Annotated in this window: 17 protein-coding genes; 5 read left to right on the forward strand and 12 right to left on the reverse strand. The window is 39.2% G+C overall.

The genetic code is table 11. The features are described from left to right. Positions 1 to 85 precede the first annotated feature (85 nt). From tlp to mtnA, 5 genes are all read right to left on the reverse strand, one after another. Complete coding sequence (gene tlp, locus PH210_RS06920; RefSeq protein ID WP_289984169.1) at positions 86 to 304, reverse strand: small acid-soluble spore protein Tlp; 219 nt, start codon at positions 302 to 304, stop codon at positions 86 to 88. Between the two features lie 294 nt (positions 305 to 598). Further along, positions 599 to 739, reverse strand: coding sequence for an acid-soluble spore protein N (locus tag PH210_RS06925; RefSeq protein ID WP_430140249.1), 141 nt, complete (start codon positions 737 to 739; stop codon positions 599 to 601). A gap of 68 nt (positions 740 to 807) precedes the next feature. Beyond that, positions 808 to 939, reverse strand: coding sequence for an FbpB family small basic protein (locus PH210_RS06930; protein WP_223589976.1), 132 nt, complete (start codon positions 937 to 939; stop codon positions 808 to 810). A 125-nt stretch (positions 940 to 1,064) separates the two neighbouring features. Beyond that, positions 1,065 to 1,601 carry a peroxiredoxin family protein gene (locus PH210_RS06935; RefSeq protein ID WP_289984172.1) on the reverse strand — a complete coding sequence of 179 codons (537 nt, stop codon included), beginning with the start codon at positions 1,599 to 1,601 and terminating at the stop codon, positions 1,065 to 1,067. A 151-nt stretch (positions 1,602 to 1,752) separates the two neighbouring features. After that, on the reverse strand, positions 1,753 to 2,802 hold the full coding sequence (gene mtnA, locus PH210_RS06940; protein WP_289984173.1) for an S-methyl-5-thioribose-1-phosphate isomerase: 1,050 nt from the start codon (positions 2,800 to 2,802) through the stop codon (positions 1,753 to 1,755). A gap of 189 nt (positions 2,803 to 2,991) precedes the next feature. Between mtnA and PH210_RS06945 the strand changes: the two genes are divergently transcribed. Continuing rightward, positions 2,992 to 4,029 (forward strand): NAD-dependent epimerase/dehydratase family protein, encoded by a 1,038-nt coding sequence (locus PH210_RS06945; protein WP_289984176.1) that lies wholly within the window; start codon positions 2,992 to 2,994, stop codon positions 4,027 to 4,029. 72 nt (positions 4,030 to 4,101) lie between these two features. On the opposite strand, the gene abc-f is transcribed toward PH210_RS06945, so the two are convergent. The 3 genes from abc-f to acnA form a co-directional block, all read right to left on the reverse strand. Further along, the gene (gene abc-f / locus PH210_RS06950) at positions 4,102 to 5,802 is read right to left on the reverse strand and encodes a ribosomal protection-like ABC-F family protein (RefSeq protein WP_289984177.1); all 1,701 of its coding nucleotides are present in this window, start codon (positions 5,800 to 5,802) and stop codon (positions 4,102 to 4,104) included. Between the two features lie 237 nt (positions 5,803 to 6,039). After that, positions 6,040 to 7,017 carry a phosphotransferase enzyme family protein gene (locus tag PH210_RS06955; protein ID WP_289984178.1) on the reverse strand — a complete coding sequence of 326 codons (978 nt, stop codon included), beginning with the start codon at positions 7,015 to 7,017 and terminating at the stop codon, positions 6,040 to 6,042. A gap of 733 nt (positions 7,018 to 7,750) precedes the next feature. Further along, positions 7,751 to 10,456 carry an aconitate hydratase AcnA gene (gene acnA / locus PH210_RS06960; protein ID WP_289984179.1) on the reverse strand — a complete coding sequence of 902 codons (2,706 nt, stop codon included), beginning with the start codon at positions 10,454 to 10,456 and terminating at the stop codon, positions 7,751 to 7,753. A gap of 331 nt (positions 10,457 to 10,787) precedes the next feature. Here acnA and sspO point away from each other — a divergent pair, with 331 nt between their 5' ends. Beyond that, positions 10,788 to 10,940, forward strand: coding sequence for a small acid-soluble spore protein SspO (gene sspO, locus PH210_RS06965; protein WP_066087231.1), 153 nt, complete (start codon positions 10,788 to 10,790; stop codon positions 10,938 to 10,940). A gap of 29 nt (positions 10,941 to 10,969) precedes the next feature. On the opposite strand, the gene PH210_RS06970 is transcribed toward sspO, so the two are convergent. Next, a complete protein-coding gene (locus tag PH210_RS06970) occupies positions 10,970 to 11,242 on the reverse strand; it encodes a hypothetical protein (RefSeq protein ID WP_223589987.1) in 273 nt (90 codons plus the stop codon). Positions 11,243 to 11,352: 110 nt separating this feature from the next. Here PH210_RS06970 and PH210_RS06975 point away from each other — a divergent pair, with 110 nt between their 5' ends. Continuing rightward, positions 11,353 to 11,493: a small acid-soluble spore protein P gene (locus PH210_RS06975; RefSeq protein WP_223589989.1), complete on the forward strand. Its 141-nt coding sequence runs from the start codon at positions 11,353 to 11,355 to the stop codon at positions 11,491 to 11,493. A 39-nt stretch (positions 11,494 to 11,532) separates the two neighbouring features. Here the strand turns inward: PH210_RS06975 and selA are convergent, their stop codons facing one another. Further along, positions 11,533 to 12,939 carry an L-seryl-tRNA(Sec) selenium transferase gene (selA, locus tag PH210_RS06980; RefSeq protein ID WP_289984183.1) on the reverse strand — a complete coding sequence of 469 codons (1,407 nt, stop codon included), beginning with the start codon at positions 12,937 to 12,939 and terminating at the stop codon, positions 11,533 to 11,535. A 113-nt stretch (positions 12,940 to 13,052) separates the two neighbouring features. On the opposite strand from selA, the gene PH210_RS06985 reads away from it, so the two are divergent. Continuing rightward, entirely contained in the window at positions 13,053 to 13,457 is a 405-nt protein-coding gene (locus tag PH210_RS06985) for an Hsp20/alpha crystallin family protein (protein ID WP_289984185.1), read from the forward strand. A gap of 76 nt (positions 13,458 to 13,533) precedes the next feature. On the opposite strand, the gene PH210_RS06990 is transcribed toward PH210_RS06985, so the two are convergent. Continuing rightward, entirely contained in the window at positions 13,534 to 13,773 is a 240-nt protein-coding gene (locus PH210_RS06990) for an Rdx family protein (protein WP_354669965.1), read from the reverse strand. Between the two features lie 130 nt (positions 13,774 to 13,903). Between PH210_RS06990 and selD the strand changes: the two genes are divergently transcribed. Continuing rightward, entirely contained in the window at positions 13,904 to 14,956 is a 1,053-nt protein-coding gene (gene selD / locus PH210_RS06995; protein WP_289984186.1) for a selenide, water dikinase SelD, read from the forward strand. 272 nt (positions 14,957 to 15,228) lie between these two features. Here the strand turns inward: selD and PH210_RS07000 are convergent, their stop codons facing one another. Continuing rightward, positions 15,229 to 16,191 carry an L-threonine 3-dehydrogenase gene (locus PH210_RS07000; RefSeq protein WP_289984187.1) on the reverse strand — a complete coding sequence of 321 codons (963 nt, stop codon included), beginning with the start codon at positions 16,189 to 16,191 and terminating at the stop codon, positions 15,229 to 15,231. Positions 16,192 to 16,213: the final 22 nt, after the last annotated feature.

Genomic DNA, 16,213 nt, shown 5'->3' on the forward strand with positions numbered 1-16,213 from the left:
ATCTTACCATAATACAAGTCCTGAACCTAAAAAAAGGATCCGTCCTGTTCGACTAGATCCTTTACCCGTTTAAGTCTAAATTTTCTCAGGTCTCATCCTGGATTTCTGCTCGGAATGATTCAACACTCTCACGTCTGCGCTCATTTTTTTCTTCGATTTGCTGGCGTTGTGTTTCACTATCCGTAAAAGAAAGGGATTGCTCTGCTTTTTGAATATTGTCCTCAGTATTTTGAATCATGGCTTGCAGCTTTTCAGCATTATCGCTGCGATCATCCGGTTTTGGCTGGTTATTGTATTGTTCCATTTGTAAATCCTCCTTCAATATAAATGGTACAGATATAGTTTGTCATGGGGGGTAAAAAATATGTGAAGAATTTCAACTAAGGCTATTTTCGCAAAGATTGTTGTTTTTCGTATAAGTTCATCAACCCGTTAACTAGATTCTTCGTGGCATCTTTTCGTAAGAACATTTGCGAAAATTGCCTAGAAACTTTGTAAAGGCCTCTTAACAAGTGCTGGTAGCAACAAAGTTTACGAAAAGAGCCTTAACAAAAAAGACCCGCGGGCTTAAGCCTGAGGGTCTTATATCCAATAAAAATTATTCACCTTTTGTTTGAATTACCTGTGCATGCTTGCCAGATGTATCATTCATTTTGTTTCCTTTATTTCCACTAATTCCTTTAGGTTGTGTCCCAAGATGATCTGGACGAAAACGTTTTGTTTGATAGCCTTTACCCATAGTCATAATCCCTCCTTGGTTATATTTTGTCCATGAGGATTACAAACCATGATTGGCAAACTTTGTGATTACTCCGCTTTTCCGAGGCGTTTTTCTTCTAAGCGCTGTTCGATTTTTTCCATTGCAGCATGGTCTTTCAAAAGTTGAGATTTATTTTCTGATACTAGTTCTGCGAATGAGCGTTTTCTAGGTTTTCTCATTACTATCACCTTCCTTATTTCCTATTCTAACAGTTATTATGCCCGGAAACGGTTGTAATTATTACAACTTTTTGAAAATTTATATAAGATAAAAAAAAACGCTGGTATTATACCAACGTTTTCCATTACTTTAATTTACTTGCATTATCTTTCATTATATCAAGAGTCATGGCTCCGGTAAATTTATTCTGAATGATGCCTTTACTATCTATAAAATAAGTAGTAGGGATCGATAAAATTTGGTAAGCTTCATTGACTTTATCCTCAGCATCAAGAAGGATTGGGAAGGTGATTTTGTTTTCATTCACAAATTTCTGGACTTCCAATTGCGGGTCAATGTTGACTGCCAAAATGACAAGATCTTTATCCTTTTCTTTGTAAAACTGCTCCATTTCAGGCATTTCAGCTTTACAAGGCGGGCACCATGTTGCCCAAAAGTTCAGCATAACTTTTTTTCCTTTTAAGTTCGATAGCTTGACTGTTTCACCAGTCAATGTTTTTAATTCAAAATCAGGCGCCTTAGCCCCGATGGCTAAGCCTTCCTTATTCACTGAAGCAGTACTTGCGGTATCGGGTTGTTCTGTCTTTTTCTCCATAGCCTGTACAATTGCTACAGTTAGTAATGAGATTAAAACCACAGCAGCAATGACTTTTTTCATCATACCCGACTCCCTCCTTTATCCAATCATATTTGCTACCATTGATTTTACACTATAATTCCTATTGAAACAAAGGTTGGTTATGCCGATTCTGTGACAACGTAAACGTTATTTTATAACCTAACCTTGCTGATATCATAGTTGCTTCTGTTCTCTACTTTTTAAAAAGTTTTGGAAGCTCTTCTTGGTAATTCCCTTTTAGTATTCCCTTTTCCGTAATGATTGCTGACACCAATTCATGTGGAGTGACATCGAACGCCGGATTAAAAACCTTCACACCTTCTGGGGCTGTTCTTTTCCCGAACCCTTCCGTAATTTCCGAAGCCTCCCTTTCTTCAATAGGGATATCTGCACCTGTTTTCGTTTCTAAGTCGATCGTTGAGGTTGGAGCAGCAACAAAGAATGGAATATCATGGGCTTTGGCCAGTAATGCCACACCATAGGTTCCAATTTTATTGGCTACGTCTCCATTGGCAGCCACGCGGTCACATCCTACAATAACAGCCTGCACCCAGCCTTTTTGCATCACCATGGCGGCCATACTGTCGGTAATCAAGGTGACATCGATTCCTGCTTGCATCAGCTCCCATGCTGTCAGCCGGGCTCCTTGCAATAATGGTCTTGTTTCATCCGCATACACTTTGATATCCCAGCCATTTTCTTGCGCCAAATATAGCGGTGCAAGAGCTGTTCCGTACCTGGCTGTAGCAATACCGCCAGCATTACAATGTGTTAGAATACCCATCCCATCATGAAGAAGTGTTAAAGCATGCTCGCCAATAGATCGGCAAACCTCTTCATCTTCTGTACGGATTAAATGGGCTTCATTTTCAAGTGCTTCTTTAATTCGGGCAACGGGTAGGTCTTTTTCATTATTGGCACAATCATCCATTCTTTTTAAAGCCCAAAATAAATTGACTGCTGTTGGCCGGGAAGTCGCTAAATAGTCAGCTTGTTTTTTAAATACAGAATAAAATTCGTCAAAGGAGTTCTCTGGTGCATCTTTTATGCCAAGCAATAATCCATAGGCCGCAGCAATCCCGATGGCTGGTGCGCCGCGAACCTTCAATTGTTTTATTGCCTCCCAGGCATCTTCAATTTTCGTGATTTCTAGAAACTCCGTGATCTCTGGAATTTTGGTTTGATCTAATATATTTAATATTCCGTTTTCGTAATAAACCGATTGTAAAAATGAGCTTTCCACTTAAAAATCATCTCCACTTCTATATGTATAAGTCTGCATCTAAAGCTGAATTTTCTTACATACCATAGATATTGTAACAATATCTTGAGGAGATGCAATATTTTTAATTTTTATTATGGCCGTATCATTTTTGTTTCTATTATTTTCTGAAAATTGGTAAAATGAATTTACGTTGAGGAGGGATTTTTTATGAAAATTCTCGTATTAGGCGGCAGCCGTTTCTTAGGAAGAACGTTTGTTGAGGAGGCTTTAGCGGAAAACCATGAAGTGACCGTTTTTAACCGCGGAAATCAAAATAAGGGTTTAAAGGATGTTGAATTTATTACGGGCGATCGGTTTGGTGATTTGAAGGAATTGGAGAATCGCTATTGGGATGCTGTTTTGGATACCAGCGGTTTTATACCGTTTACAGTACAAAATTCAACTCAAGTTTTAAAGGACCGGGTGAATCAATATACCTTCATCTCCAGTATTTCTGTCTATAAAGATTGGATTCCTGTAAATTTGGATGAAACTTATCCTGTTTTAGAAATGACCCTGGAGAAAGCGAATGAACTCACAAAAGATGTAAATGGCCCTGTTTATGAATATTATGGGCATTTCAAAGCATTATGTGAACGGATAGCTTCGCAAAATTTACCTGGTCGAACGTTAAATATTCGCGCTGGACAGTTAATTGGACCAAATGACTATACTGACCGCATTCCCTATTGGGTACATAGAATTTCTAAGGGTGGGAAGGTTTTGGCACCTGGTAATCCGGAACGCAGAGTACAACTGATTGATAACCAAGACCTTTCGAACTGGATCTTATCGATGATGAAAAATCAAGCGGCTGGGACTTATAATGCAACAGGGCCTGATTATTCATTAACCATGAAGCAGTTTCTGGATGCCTGTATTAAAATAACGGGCTCAAATGCTGAACTGGTTTGGGCAGATGAGAAATTTTTGGCTGATCAAGGAGTGGCGCCTTGGACAGAAATGCCTCTTTATGTTCCTGAGAATTATCCGATTTCACCTGATGTAGAGCAGCCTTGGAAAGGAACCTTTTCCATAAATATTGATAAGGCTGTTTCAAGCGGACTTACCTTTAGACCTCTTGAGGAAAGTATTGCTGATATTTATGCTTGGGAAAAGACACGTACGTTGTCGGCAGATGACTGGAAATCCGGGATGCAGGAAGAAAAAGAGAGAGCTTTACTTGAATTAATACAAAATAAATGAGGAAATTTCGATTCGCCGATATTTTATATCTAAGACTGAAAAGAGCAGGTCCGCCCTGCTCTTTTCAACATATTAACCAATTATTTTTCTTTTTTGTTTTAAAAGGTCGTTAAATTCTTGATCCAAAAGCAGATATTTCGGGTCTTTTTGATCAAGAATCGATAATTCTCCTAAAATGGAGGCAATCCTATTTTCTATAATTAACAAAGTCTCATGATGATCATTCTTTTTGTTATCTTTATTTAAATATTCCTCAGGGTTCATTTCAACTCGTTTAATCGTTTGTTCCTCAAACACAAGCAATCGGTCACAAAGTTTATTTAAAAAATAATAATCATGGGAAACGGTAATAATGGTCCCGGTAAATTCGCTCAAAGTTTTTTCAAGCTGCTCGCGGCTTGGCAAGTCCAAATGGTTGGTGGGTTCATCAAGGATGAGGACATCGTAATCCCGTACTAACATATCAACCAATTTGACTCTTGTTCTTTCACCAAGACTTAACGTGTTAATGGGCTTTGTGATATGCTGCTCTTTCAACCCTAGATTCGCTAACAAGGTACGGGCTTGAAGTAGGCTTTCTCTATCCGTATATCCTAATGCTTCAAGCGCCGATTTATCAGACGGCAAATCATCCACATCTTGGCTTAAATAAGCGATTTTAAGGGAGTCACTTGTCCATAGATTGCCTCCCGATGAAGCAATATGGCCTAGAATCATTTTAATTAAGGTTGATTTCCCGCAGCCATTTTCACCTAAAAGACCAATTCTTTCACCGTGAATAATATAAAAATGAGCATCATGAAAAAGATCCCGCTCCTCGAATGTCATGGAAAGTTTCTTCGCTTCAATAATTCGCTTTCCTCTTTTTCCGTCGGTTTCAAACTGAAATCTTACGTTTGCATCTTCCATTGGTTTCTCAATTTTATTGTTATCTAATTCATTTTGCAGCCGTTTCATTTTTGATTTTACTTGCGCATCCCGTTTTTTCGCTTTAACGCGATGATATTCCTTCGTGCCATAATCTCTGCCTTGTTTCGTAGAAGTACTATGAGCTTTATCAGACCATGATTTAAGCTGCTCCATTTGCAGTTCGATGTCTTCTACTTTTCTTTGCTGTACTTCATATTGGTGCATATGGTCTTTAAACTTCTTTTGTTTTTGCTTTTGATACTCGCTATAATTCCCATTGAAAAAATGAATTTTCTTATTTTCTAATTCAAATATCCTGGTAACGGTCTTATCCAAAAAATGACGATCGTGCGAGATGATAAGTACAGCCCCTGAAAATTTGTCTAATTCAGATATCAACCATTCAATTCCCTTATAATCCAGATGATTTGTAGGTTCATCCAATATTAAAAACCCTGGCTTTGAAGCCCAGATCATAGACAAGGCGAGCTTCAGCTTTTCACCACCGCTTAAATGGGTTAAACGACTCTCTTCCCATTCATATGCTTTCTTAAGACCAAGTTCACTTGCATGCTTAAAAAATTCAGTTTCCTTGTTCATGGCAAGAGACTGTTGAAAATCACTAACTTCGTAATCAATCGACTGCGATAGGTACCCAATCTTAAAATCTTTGGAAGCCTCAATTTGGCCGCTATCAGGGGGAAGTTTTCCTGAAAGAATATTAGCCAGCGTTGTTTTGCCAGTGCCATTATACCCCACCAGTCCAATCCTTTCCCCATTTTTTATGTCAAATTGAATATTTTCGAGTATTTTCACAAAGTTAAAACTTTTATTTAATCCAGATACTTTTATTATTTGGTTCATAAAAAAACTCCCTTCATAAGAACCTGAAGAGAGTTTTATGTATGATCGGTCGACAAATAAGCCTAAAAAAGGCTATATATACATCGTTATACGATCAGGACATAAAAAAGGACAGACTTATCCTATTCTTCAGGTTCAACATTTTTCGTTATTCGAATCATGTACTGAAAAATAAGATTATAACTTCATCGGCCCAAATTCATTCCTTTTCGTTTGATAGTTCCATTTTATTGAAAATCAGATAAATTTGTCAATCAATTCTTCAAAATTAACAGTTGAATACGGAATTTTATCCTCTATCCTCTGTTTTAGATCTTTTAATGTAAAGGTTTGCCAATCCTCAAGATGCTGCAAATCCCACTTTTCCAAAAATAAAACATATAAAAAAATCTCTCTTATTTTCAGGAAAATAGGAATTTGTTCAAGCAGGTGTCTGCTAATAGGGTGTTCTGTTTGATAACCATTTAGAAATTGAACCCAAAAAGTCTCACTAAAATCAGTCCTCTCAGGGACAAAAGATGTAGACTGCCAGTAGGCATGATAAAAGGAAACGGCTAAATCATAGGCAAACCAATGATAGGCACAATCATCAAAATCAAAAACGGTAATCCTGCCGTCATTCACCATGAAATTTCCCTGATGAAAATCGTTATGCATAAGACCGAACAAATTAGGGTCTTCATTATAACGTTTTAGGAATTCAAGTAGTTCTAGATATCGGTCAGCAATCATAGTTGAAGATATTTTCGGAATAAGCCTAAGAAGATCAGGTTGGTTTCTTGTCCATTTGGGTCTGTCCAACTTGGCATCCAATTTACTAGATACCTTATGCATCTTACCTGTCAACTTACCCCAATTGTAAAATAAAGTAACATTCCAGATTTTTTTGTTTGTTACATCGACTGGAACTCCTTCAGCTTTTTCAAAAGCAACAACATAAAACTTTTGTTTTTGATATTCCACTTCTTCAATCATACGTTCATATTTAGAAAGTATTGGTTTCGATACTGAAATACCATATTCTTCAAAAGTTGATACGAATTTTAATTCATTTTCGAGCCCAGATAAACTTCTTCTTGTTCCATTTGAGATTCTAAAAACTAAATTGTTACCGGTATGATCATGGGAATAGACTGAATTATGAAATCCGGTACTAATCGGCATTAGTTCAGAGGCTAAGATATTATATCTTTCTGCTATGATATTTTGAATCATTTTCTTTTTCCCCTATGACAAAATTAATAAAGAGCTTTTTGTGACCGTTAATTTAAGTAAATGGGGGCATTATGTATCGCTACTAATTACCGTCGCCCTTGATTTTTGAAACTGTTTGGCATTAAGAGCCTCTCCTAATTACCGTGACCGTTCATTTTTGGTGTGCATGAGCATTAGCAGCCTCTCCTAATTACCGAGCGCGTTCATTTTTGGCGTGCATGGGCATTTTGAGCCTCTCCTAATTACCGTGCACGTTCATTTTTGGCCTGCATGGGCATTTTGAGCCTCTCCTAATTACCGTGCGCGTTCATTTTTGGTGTGCATGAACATTAGCAGCCTCTCCTAATTACCGAGCGCGTTCATTTTTGGTGTGCATGAGCATTAGCAGCCTCTCCTAATTACCGAGCGCGTTCATTTTTGGCGTGAATGAGAATTAGGAGCCTCTCCTAATTACCGTGACCATTCATTTTTGGCGTGAATGAGAATTAGGAGCCTCTCCTAATTACCGTGACCGTTCATTTTTTGAGTGCATAAGCATTAGGAGCCTCTCCTAATTACCGTCTCCCCTCATTTCGGAAAGTCATGGGCATAAGGAGCATCCTATATTTACCGTAAAATACTATTTTTATTCTATTTGGGCATTAGACGTCACGCTTACACCGTCATTTTCGATCAAGACAGTTTTTAAGAAAAAAACACCATGCAAGGACGCATGGTGTTTTTTACATAGAGATTATGCTTGTAATTTCTCACGAAGAACCATTTGTAGTATGCCGCCGTGACGGTAGTAATCAATTTCCACTTCAGAGTCGAAACGAACAAGAACTTCGAATTCTTTCTTGTTGCCAGCTTCGTCAGTAGCGGTTACTTTTAGAAGATCACGTGGTTTTACGTTTTCGTCAACCTGAACTTCAAATGTTTCTTTACCAGTTAAACCAAGTGTTTCAGCACTGTCTCCATCTTTGAATTGAAGTGGAAGTACGCCCATTAACACAAGGTTTGAACGGTGGATACGTTCGAAGCTTTCAGCTAGAACTGTTTTGATGCCTAAAAGGTTTGTACCTTTCGCAGCCCAGTCACGTGAAGAGCCCATTCCGTAATCTTTACCGGCAAGAACCATTAGGCCTGTGCCGTCTTCTTTGTACTTCATACAAGCATCGTAAATAGATGTAACTTCGCCAGTTGGCCAGTAAGTAGTGAAGCCGCCTTCTGTGCCTGGTGCGATTTGGTTACGGATACGGATATTTGCGAAAGTACCGCGCATCATGACTTCGTGATTACCACGGCGAGAACCGTATGAGTTGAAGTCACGAGGTTGAACGCCTTTTTCTAACAAATATTTACCAGCTGGAGTATTCTTGCCGATCGCTCCTGCAGGTGAAATATGGTCAGTTGTTACAGAATCACCGAATTTACCTACAACACGAAGTCCAGTTAATGGCTCAACAGTGCCTGGTTCTGGTGATAAGCCTTCAAAGAATGGAGGGTTTGCAATGTAAGTAGAATCCTCATCCCATGTATATAATGGCTCATTGCTAGTCTTAATTTCGTTCCAACGCTCGTTGTCGCCGAAGACGTTCTCATATTCTCTACGGAATAATTCAGGAGTAACCGTCTTCTTAACAACATCATTCACTTCAGCAGTAGTTGGCCAGACATCTTTGAAGAAGACATCGTTACCGTCTTTATCTTTACCAATTGGTTCAGATGCGAAGTCGATGTTCACTGTACCAGCAAGCGCATAAGTAACAACTAGCGGTGGTGAAGCCAAGTAGTTAGCTTTAACAAGCGGGTGAATACGGCCTTCAAAGTTACGGTTACCTGAAAGAACAGATGTAACTAATAGATCGTTTTCCGCAATTGTATTTTCAATTTCTTCTTTTAATGGACCGGAGTTACCGATACATGTAGTACAGCCGTAACCAACAAGGTTGAAGCCGATTTGCTCAAGGTAAGGAAGCAATCCGGAATCACGAAGGTATCCAGTTACAACCTTTGAACCTGGCGCTAAAGAAGTTTTAACAAACTTAGGAACTTCCATTCCAAGTTCAACTGCTTTTTTCGCAACAAGTCCAGCACCCACTAAAACATATGGGTTAGACGTGTTTGTACAGCTAGTGATCGAAGCAATCGCTACTGCACCAGTTTTAATTTCAGTCTGATCGCCGTTGTTGAAATTAACAGTCGCTGTTTTTTCAAGTTCATCAGCTTGTAAGCCAAAGCCTTGGTTGCCTTGTGGAGCAGAAACAGCTTTAACGAATTCTTCCTTCATTTTTGAAAGTGGAATCAAATCCTGTGGACGCTTAGGACCAGAAAGGTTTGCTTCGATTTCAGAAAGGTCGATTTCAATTACATTTGTATAAACTGGCTCTTCAGATGGATCGAAGAATAAGCCGTTTGCTTTGCAGTATTGTTCTACAACATTAATACCTTCTTCGTCACGGCCTGTTAAGCGCATGTATTCTAAAGATTCACCATCAATTGGGAAGAATCCGCAAGTTGCACCATATTCAGGAGCCATGTTAGCGATTGTTGCACGGTCTGCTAATGGAAGCACAGACACACCAGGGCCGAAGAATTCTACGAATTTACCTACAACACCGTGGCTGCGAAGTACTTGGGTTACTTTAAGTGCAAGGTCTGTTGCAGTTGCACCGTTTGGAAGTTCACCTGTTAATTTAACACCAACAACCTCAGGTACTGGGAAGTATGAAGGCTGACCAAGCATTCCTGCTTCTGCTTCGATACCGCCAACGCCCCATCCAAGAACACCGATACCGTTGATCATGGTAGTATGGGAGTCAGTTCCTACTAATGTATCAGGATATGCTTCTAATTCTCCGTCGACTTCTGCAACGTGTACTACATCAGCCAAGAACTCAAGGTTTACTTGGTGAACGATACCAGTTGCAGGCGGAACCGCACGGTAGTTGTTGAAGGACTTTTGTGCCCAGCTTAAGAACTGATAACGTTCTGCATTACGTTCGAATTCAAAATCCATATTGATTTTTAAAGAATCAGCTGATCCATAAGCATCAACCTGTACAGAGTGGTCAATAACAAGGTCTACTGTCTTTTCTGGATTAATCTTATCTGGGTCGCCGCCTAGGTCAGCCATTGCTTTTCTTAAGGAAGCAAGGTCAACTACTGCAGGAACTCCAGTAAAGTCTTGCAGAATAACACGAGCTGGCTTGAATGGAACGTCCACTTCCTGAAGCTCATTTGTTCCCCATTTTGCTAAGTTTTCAACATGCTCTTTAGCAATTACACGTCCATCGTATTGACGAAGGACAGATTCAAGTAATACTTTTACGGAATAAGGCAATTTGGATACTTTCCCAATGCCTGCTTCTTCCAATGCATTTAAACGGTAGTAGTGATACGTTTTGCCGTTTGCTTCAAAGGAAGAACGTGCGTTAAATACATCATTTTTCGCCATGTGTAAAAAACCCCCTCGTTCGTCATAAATAAACAAATTTCACGAAAAGTTGAAAAGATTGAATTTTCCCATCCTGCTTCACTTTTCTCACAATTCATATCTTAATACAACCAATTACATAAGTAAATAACAAGAAAGTTATTGCGGTTGATAAGTTTTTCTTATGCTTTTTTATGTAAGTTGTTCTGAATATTTTGAAAATGTTGTCAAAGCACAATAGATTTTTGCAATGGGAAAATACCTACTTTCCTTATTATTATCTCAAAAAACTTTTTAATTGTCATTTTTTAAAACTAGAAAGGAAATAGTAAGATTATTAGGAGGTGATTATGTGGTTAAACGAAAGTCTAATCATGTCATTCCAGGGATGAATGCAGCCAAGGGACAAGGAAAAGGTGCCGGTTTCAATGAGGAATTGGCAAGTGAACCGGAATTAACTGCTAAGGAAAGAATGAATAATAAAAAGCGCAAGAAAAATCAATAAAAGCAGGCGGACATTCCGCCTGCTTTTTCCTATTCTGTTTGATTAACTTCCGTTACCATGGACTGCAAATCTTGCTGAAAACGCTCTAATTGAGCTCGTTGATGTTCAGATGCTACTTCAAGTGCATTTTCAATTTGCTGATAGGCTTCGTTTACTTCGTCTTTTAAGTGCTTAAGCTGATGCCCATAACTGGCACTATCGCTGACAATCGTCTCAAATAGACCTTGTGCATTTTCATATCCTTGCTGTGCAGCTTGAAACGCCTGCTGTTTATCTTTATGATAAGGGAACTTGTCTGTCATTTCATGATTCACTCCTTAAAATTGTATACCGTTAAAATGCTCAGAACGACAAAAAATATTCAGCATAAAAAGAGTTAAGCTCTGCATCCTAACTATTAGGAGGGATGAAAATGACTAACAAAAACACAAGTAAAGATATGCGTAAAAACGCCCCAAAACAATCCGGCCAGCCAGAACCCATGAGCGGCTCTCATAAAGTAAAGAATCGGAATCATACCCGAGCCAAGCATAATTCACATCATGACATGTAAACGAATAACCCCCTCAACCATCATGAGGGGGTTATTTAGTTAAATTTTCCCTAAAGCTTCGATTATTATGGCTTCTTCTTCAGCTGTAACGGTCCTAAGATCAATTAGAAATTCGTCTTTTTGTATTCTTCCTATAATGGCAGGCCTTGTTTCGGTGCGTAGTTTCCGACCAAGCTGCTCGGCAGACATGATATTATGTTTTAAAGCAATGACCATTGTCGGCAATGTTACATCCGGCATGGTTCCTCCGCCTACCTGACTTGTATCTTGAAAAATTTTTGTTTCATATTCATTAGTTCTTTGTAATAAGTTTGTAACAAAACCATGACACCTTCCGTCTAATTCGTTAAGAGGAACTAATAAATCGCGAATTACAGGGATATTGTGCATTGCTTTTTCGCCTCGGGCATAATCGATTAACGTCCCTTCTAAAGCGGCAAGTGTCATCTTGTCAACCCGAAGGACTCTTGCTAACTGATGTTTTTTCAATCGGTCAATAATTTCTTTTTTCCCAGCAATAATCCCAGCCTGAGGGCCGCCCAGAAGTTTGTCACCACTAAAAGTCACAACGTCCGCTCCCATTTCTATAACCTCTTTTACCACCGGTTCGTCGCCAATTCCATGTTTTCTAAAGTCGAAAAGTGCACCACTGCCCAGATCTTCATAAAAAATCACATGATCCAGCTTTTTGGTAAAATCCACTAATTCCTTGGTCTCGACTGACTTTGTAAAGCCGACAACCTTGAAATTACTTGTATGTACCTTCATAACAATAGCGGTTTCTGGGGTTATGGCTTTTTCATAGTCGTAAAGATGAGTTTTATTGGTTGTTCCTACTTCTATAAGATTTGCGCCGCTTTCCTCCATAATGGAAGAAATACGGAATGAACCGCCAATTTCAACTAACTGTCCGCGTGATACAATAACTTCTTTTTTCTCAGCAAAGGCCCTTAACACAAGATAAACTGCAGCGGCATTATTGTTAACTACCATGGCCGCTTCTGCACCTGTAATATCTTGGATTAATGCTTCAACATGACTGTGACGTGAACCTCGTTCCCCTTCCACTAGTTTATATTCAAGATTCGAGTAATTGCGAGCGGTTTCCACCACATGTTGAATGGCACTTTCGCTTAACCTTGCTCTGCCAAGGTTTGTATGTAAAATCGTCCCTGTTGCATTAATAACATTTTCAAGTGTAAGAGAAAAATGAGATTTTAATCTTTTTTCAAGCAAGTCAAAAACTTCATTAATAAATTCCATTGTACCGGGGTTTGCTTTTTGCCAATGCTCGTTTAATATAGAAGACCTAATATCATCTAATACTTCTTTCATCTGTTTTGAAAGTTGAACAAAATCCAACCGACTTACCTCTAAGAGTGACAAAAACCGATTATGGTTCTGAAACTCATGTACAGGTGGAATCGAACGAAGCCATTCCTTCATGACCAAAACTCCTTCGCGCTGGTTACTAGATAGGTGAAATATTTATTTTATTATAACATTTTCACGTTTTTATGGCTGATGAATAATATGAAACGAGCAAGGAGGATATGTAAATGAAAAAAAGGAACACTGCTCAAAATCGATCCATCGATTATGAACTAGTGGAAAAATGGATGAAAAATTACTTTTTGGATCCTCTAACATCCTTATGTGATTTTACCCAATTTCGCATTGACTTATATGAAACAGATGACGATTGGATTGTTGAAGCGGTACTGGATGAATATGACAGTTCAGAAATAACTGTGAAAATGGTAGATCGAAGACTTGATATAACAGCGCAAAAACAAACCTCTTCTTTATCCGCAGCATCCTCAGAAAGAGTACGTACCATCGATTTCCCCTTCTCCATTATTGATCATAAAGTAAGCGCTGCCTTTAAAAACGGGGTGTTAGAGATATTTATTTCAAAAACGGAAAAAGGACTTGGAAAAAATCGTTATATTACACTGCCTTAAAATCTTTTTTTGCAGTAGTTTACATAATAGTATTACTGCAAAATTAAAAAACCCTCATATGGTATGAGGGTTTTATTTATTTTGCTGCTATAATTTCAATGATTTCTTCTGTATCCGGAAAAACGCCAGTATCAAGTTTAGAATAGATTTTCTCCCCGTTAACCGTTACTTCGAAAGCGCCACCGGAACTTGGGATGAGCTCCATCTTTTTTATGTCACGAAAAAAATGGTTAAATAATTCTTCCGCGAAACTCGCGGCTTTTGGTGCATAGTTTCATTGCATGCAAAATTCAACGATCACATGATAATCTTTCATATATGTACCCCCTTTAAAGCTCTCTAAAATCTCTATAGTAGAAACATTTTATCTTACAGCTTATTCTACCGCAAATGTTTTGCCTCTATAAGCGAAATTGTTATACTATTTAAGTGGAGGTGGACATGTGATGAGTGAACAAGAAAAAATTCGCCTGACTTCTTTATCAACTAAAGCTGGTTGAGGCTGTAAAATTGGTCCTGAGGACCTGGCGCAAGTTTTGCGTCAATTACCAAAACAAGACCCTGTCCCTGAATTGTTAGTGGGACATGAAACAAGCGATGATGCCGGTGTATACCGATTAACAGACACTATTGCCTTAATTCAAACGGTCGATTTCTTTACTCCAATTGTGGATGATCCTTATATGTTTGGACAAATTGCGGCAGCCAATTCATTAAGTGATGTCTATGCAATGGGAGGCGAGCCGAAAACGGTTCTAAATATTGTCGGATACCCGATTAAAAAACTTGGTGCCGATATGTTGGCAGAAATTCTTCGCGGTGCTGCTGACAAAGTAAAGGAAGCTGGCGCTATTACCGTTGGCGGCCATTCTATCGATGACCAGGAACCAAAATTCGGGCTGTCAGTGACGGGGATCGTCCATCCAGATAAGGTTTGGAAAAATGTTGGGGCAAGACCTGGAGATGTACTTGTTTTAACAAAACCGATTGGGGTTGGCATCCTTACCACTGGAATTAAAAGAAGCGCCGTAACAATAGAGCAGGAACAAGCTGTCACAGAAACGATGGCCATGCTCAATAAAATTGCTGCCCAAGTTTTAACAGACTACACCCCTCATGCTGTAACGGATGTTACCGGATTTGGATTACTAGGACATGGCAGTGAAATGGCTCGCGGCAGCAATGTGAGCTTCGAAATATCAAGTTCACAAGTGCCTGTACTAGAAGGTGCTATCGACCTGGCGAAGAATGGTGTTGTACCTGGGGGTTCAAAATCGAATCATAAATGGTTAAATGATGATGTTGCTTATGAAGAGATTCTTCCTGAAGAGCAGCTAGTCCTTTGTGATGCCATTACTTCTGGGGGCCTCCTGGTTTCCTTGAGTGAATCAGATGCACAGCAATATATAGAAGGACTCCATTCGAATGGATTAGTACAAGCATCAATTATTGGAAGAGTAACCGAGAAAAAAGATAAGCTTATTTATGTAAAAAGATAAACAGCGAAGGCGTCCTTCGCTGTTTTCTTATAGATAAGAAAGCGTACAATTCGACTTTGAGAATTGTCAGCTCCAGCGCCCAGCGACTAGTGTCCTTCGCACTCCGCCCTACGATAAGTCAACATCGAATCGACTTGAGCTCCGTGTTTCCTTTATCTCAGTTGGAGCGCTCCACAAGGAACGCTTCGGCAGCATAAGCATCGCACGAAGAAAAAGCGTGAGCTTTTTCGAGGAGGCCATACGTCGCTAGACGGGCGCTTCCGCTTTTCTTATTAACTGGATATTTTCATGTGTAATTTTCGCTGCAGCTTGTCAAGCATATCTTTCGTCATTTTGTCTAAGTCGTAGTCGAATTTAAAGCCCCATTCCTCTTTTGCTGCCGTGGAATCAATAGAGTTTGGCCAGCTGTCAGCAATCTTTTGACGGGCAGGATCCACTTTATAGGCAATTTTAAATCCAGGGATGTACTTCCGAATACTTGCAGCAATTTCTTCAGGATCAAAGCTCATCGAACTAACATTAAATGAATTTCTATGCATTAATTTGGATCCGTCTGCTTCCATTAATTCGATAATCGCATTCAATGCATCTGGCATATACATCATATCCATATAGGTGCCTTTATCAATATAAGATGTGTATTTACCATTTTTGACTGCTTCATAGTAAATTTCAACAGCATAATCTGTTGTTCCTCCGCCTGGTAAGGCAACGTATGAAATTAAGCCTGGAAAACGCAATCCACGTGTGTCTACTCCAAATTTATGGAAGTAGTAATCAGATAATAACTCGCCAGCTACTTTATTTACCCCATACATGGTGGTAGGGCGCATAATGGTATCCTGAGGTGTATCATCCTTTGGGGTTGTTGGACCAAAGGCTCCGATTGAGCTTGGTGTGAAAAATTGTGCGTTTACCTCCCTTGCTGTTTCAAGGGCATTCATTAGACCGCCCATATTTAAATTCCAAGCAAATACTGGTTTCGCTTCAGCAGTAGCAGATAGCAGTGCGGCTAAATGCATGACCGTATCCACTTTATATTTTTTGGCAATCTCAACCATGGATTTTAAATCGGTTACGTCTACGATCTCAAATGGACCGCTTTGAGCCGCTTCACTGTCATTCTTTTTAATATCTGTAGCGATTACATGGTCTGTTCCATAAATATCTCTTAACTTCATCGTTAATTCAGAGCCAATTTGCCCTAATGCACCTGTAATTAATATTCGCTTCATGATGCTCCTCCACCTCAATCAA

The sequence above is a fragment of the Paenibacillus sp. BSR1-1 genome (genome assembly GCF_030403775.1).
In the GTDB taxonomy this organism is placed as follows: Bacteria; Bacillota; Bacilli; order Bacillales; family Cytobacillaceae; genus Neobacillus.